Raw genomic sequence first — 3,323 nt, forward strand, 5'->3', positions numbered from 1 at the left:
CCGTCCGCGCCGCTAGGCGCGATCCGGCTCGTCGACCCCGTCGGTCGCGAGCAGCTCCTCCTCGACGGCGCCGCCGTAGCCCTCCGCCTGCGGGTCGCCGTGCAGTCCGCCGGAGACGGCGTACTCCTCCTCCGGCGAGAGGATCAGCCGGTGCCGGCCCCAGACCCCGAAGCCGATCAGCATCACGACGTAGACGACCGCGATCGCGATGATCGCGGGCACGAACGTGGGGTTGAGCAGGAATCCGAGGAAGATGAGCGCGGCGATGATCGCCGCGACGACCGCGCCCGTCACGCCCCACGGGCTGACGTACGGGCGCTTGGCGTTCGGGAACTTCCGCCGCAGGATGACGAAGGCGACCATCTGGAGGAGGTAGGCGAGCACCGCACCCCAGACCGCGATGTTGAGCACGATCGCGCCGGCGACGGCCCCCGCCCCCTCCTCGTCGATCCGCGCCAGCACGTCGAGCACGACGAGGGCCGCGAACCCGATCACGGCGCCCGCGACGAGCGCGACCCACGGCGTCTGCCGCTTGCCGGTGAGCGAGAGGAACTTCGGGTAGTAGCCCGCCCGCGACAGCGAGTACATGTTGCGGCCGTAGGCGAACATGATGCCCTGGAGCGAGGCGAGCAGGCCGATGAGCGCGAAGAGGGCGAGCACCGCGGCGGCGCCGTCGCCGACGATCGCGCGGAAGCCGTCGAGCAGCGGCTCGCCCGCCGTGCCGGTGGCCTCGGCGCCGAGGACGCCCGTGTTGAGGAACAGCACGAGCAGACCCGTGATGATGAGCGTCGCGCGGGCGATGAGGCCCGCGCGCGGGATGTCGCGGACGGGGTCGTGCGACTCCTCGGCGGCGAGCGGCAGCTCTTCGATGCCGAGGAAGAACCACATCGCGAACGGCAGCGCGAACAGGATGGGCAGCACGCCGTGCGGCAGGAACTCGGTCTGGCCGGGGTCGGGTGCGATGTCCCAGAGCGCGTCCCACGAGAACTGGCCCGAGAAGAGCGCCATCGCGCTGAACACGAGGATGATCGCGATCGAGATGATCGACACGACGATCGCGAACTTGAACGAGATGCTCGCTCCGGCCGAGTTGAGCGCGATGAAGGCGACGTAGAGGATGACCCACCAGATCCAGGCGGGCATCGAGAAGCCGAGCAGCTCGCTCGTGATGCCGTCGGCGTAGGCGGCAGAGAAGTACACGATCACGGCGGTCGTCGCGACGTACTCGATCGTCTCGGCGAGACCGGTGACGAATCCGCCCCAGGGCCCCATCGCGGCGCGCGAGAACGAGTAGGCGCCGCCCGTGTGGGGCATCGCCGAGCTCATCTCGCCGATCGAGAAGATGAGGCCGTAGTACATCACGATGAGGATGGCGAAGGCGATGAGCATGCCCCCGAAGCCGGCGAAGTCGATGCCGAAGTTCCAGCCCGAGAAGTCGCCCGAGATGACGGCGGCGACCGCGAGGCCCCAGAGCCCCCAGACGCCCGCCGAGCGCTTCAACCGCCGTTTCTCGAAGTACCCTTCGTCGGCCGTCGCGTACGTGACGCCGGAGACCTTGAGCGTGTCCTTGGCCATGCTGCTCCCTTGCGGTCATCGCGCGGGCCGGTCGGCGGCGCGCGGGGGTGCGATGTGGTGGGCACGATGATAGGGCGCTCAATGGTCGCTTGTACAGACCATTTTTCAAGCTGGTTCCCTCATCAGGCTCACCCGGTCATGACGAATCTCGCTCACGCCCCCACCGATGGTGTGGTGTAATGGTCGCCACCGCCGACCATTCCAACTCGAGGAGGAGCCCGGATGTCGTCACCCACCGGTCACCTGACGCTCGACCAGCTGCGCAGCGCGGTCGCCGACGATCACGTCGACACCGTGATCGTCGCCTTCACGGACATGCAGGGCCGGCTCGTCGGCAAGCGGGTCTCGGCGAGGCTGTTCCTCGAGGACGTCGGCGCCCACGGCGCCGAGGCCTGCAACTACCTGCTCGCGGTCGACGTCGAGATGAACACGGTCGACGGCTACGCGATGTCGAGCTGGGAGCGCGGCTACGGAGACATGGCGCTCATCCCCGACTTCGCGACGCTCCGCATGACCCCGTGGCTCGAGCGCACCGCGCTCGTCACGGCCGACCTGCGGTGGCTCGACGGCGCACCCGTCGAGCCGTCGCCCCGCCGCATCCTGCAGCGCCAGCTCGAGCGCCTCGCCGAGCGGGGGCTCACCGCCTTCGTGGGCACCGAGCTCGAGTTCATCGTCTTCGACGACTCGTACCGCGACGCCTGGCGCAAGGGCTACCGCGACCTCACCCCCGCGAGCGACTACAACATCGACTACGCGCTGCTCGCCTCCACCCGCATGGAGCCGCTGCTGCAGGACATCCGGCGATCGATGGACGGCGCCGGCATGTACTGCGAGGGCGTGAAGGGCGAGTGCAACCTCGGCCAGCAGGAGATCGCCTTCCGCTACGCCGACGCGCTCACCACGTGCGACAACCACTCGCTCTACAAGAACGGGGCGAAGGAGATCGCCGACCGCCACGGCAAGGCCATCACCTTCATGGCGAAGTTCAACGAGCGCGAGGGCAACAGCTGCCACATCCACATCTCCCTGCGCGGCGCGGGCGGCGAAGCCGTCTTCAGCGACCCCGACGCCCCGCACGGCATGTCGAAGCTCTTCCGGCACTTCCTCGCCGGCCAGCTCGCCGCGATGCGCGAGCTGACCCTGTTCTCCGCGCCGAACATCAACTCGTACAAGCGATACGTCGCCGGCAGCTTCGCACCGACCGCGATCGCCTGGGGACTCGACAATCGCACGTGCGCCCTGCGCGTCGTCGGCCACGGCCACGGCATGCGCGTCGAGAACCGGGTGCCCGGCGGCGACGTCAACCAGTACCTCGCGGTCGCGGCGCTCATCGCGGCCGGCCTGCACGGCATCGACCAGGAGCTCGAGCCCGGTGAGCTCTTCGCCGGCAACGCCTACGAGTCCGATGTCTCGCGGGTGCCGGCGACGCTCCGGGACGCTGCCGACCTCTTCGCCGCCTCGGCCGTCGCGCGCGACGCCTTCGGCGACGAGGTCGTCGAGCACTACCTCAACAACGCGCGCGTCGAGCTCGCCGCCTACGACGCGGCCGTCACGGACTGGGAGCGGGTGCGTGGCTTCGAACGTCTCTGACTTCAGCGACTCAGTGGTCGGGCCGGGGGGCCGTGGGGGGGGGGGGGGGGCCGCGCGCGCCGCCCGCCCCCCCCCCCCCGCCCCCCCGCCGGGCGGCCGGGCCCCGGGGGGCGCCGCGGCAACCCCCGCCCCGGCGGGGGGGCGCCCCGGGCCCCCCC

General features: G+C 70.3%; 2 protein-coding genes. One reads left to right on the top strand and one right to left on the bottom strand.

The window, feature by feature from the left end; genetic code table 11:
• Positions 1-12: 12 nt before the first annotated feature.
• A complete protein-coding gene (locus ACWGPE_RS18520; protein ID WP_231431388.1) occupies positions 13-1,575 on the bottom strand; it encodes an amino acid permease in 1,563 nt (520 codons plus the stop codon).
• A gap of 222 nt (positions 1,576-1,797) precedes the next feature.
• On the opposite strand from ACWGPE_RS18520, the gene ACWGPE_RS18525 reads away from it, so the two are divergent.
• Positions 1,798-3,165: a glutamine synthetase family protein gene (locus tag ACWGPE_RS18525; protein WP_231431389.1), complete on the top strand. Its 1,368-nt coding sequence runs from the start codon at positions 1,798-1,800 to the stop codon at positions 3,163-3,165.
• The last annotated feature ends 158 nt before the right edge of the window (positions 3,166-3,323 follow it).

The sequence above is a fragment of the Agromyces sp. NPDC055658 genome (assembly GCF_053618155.1).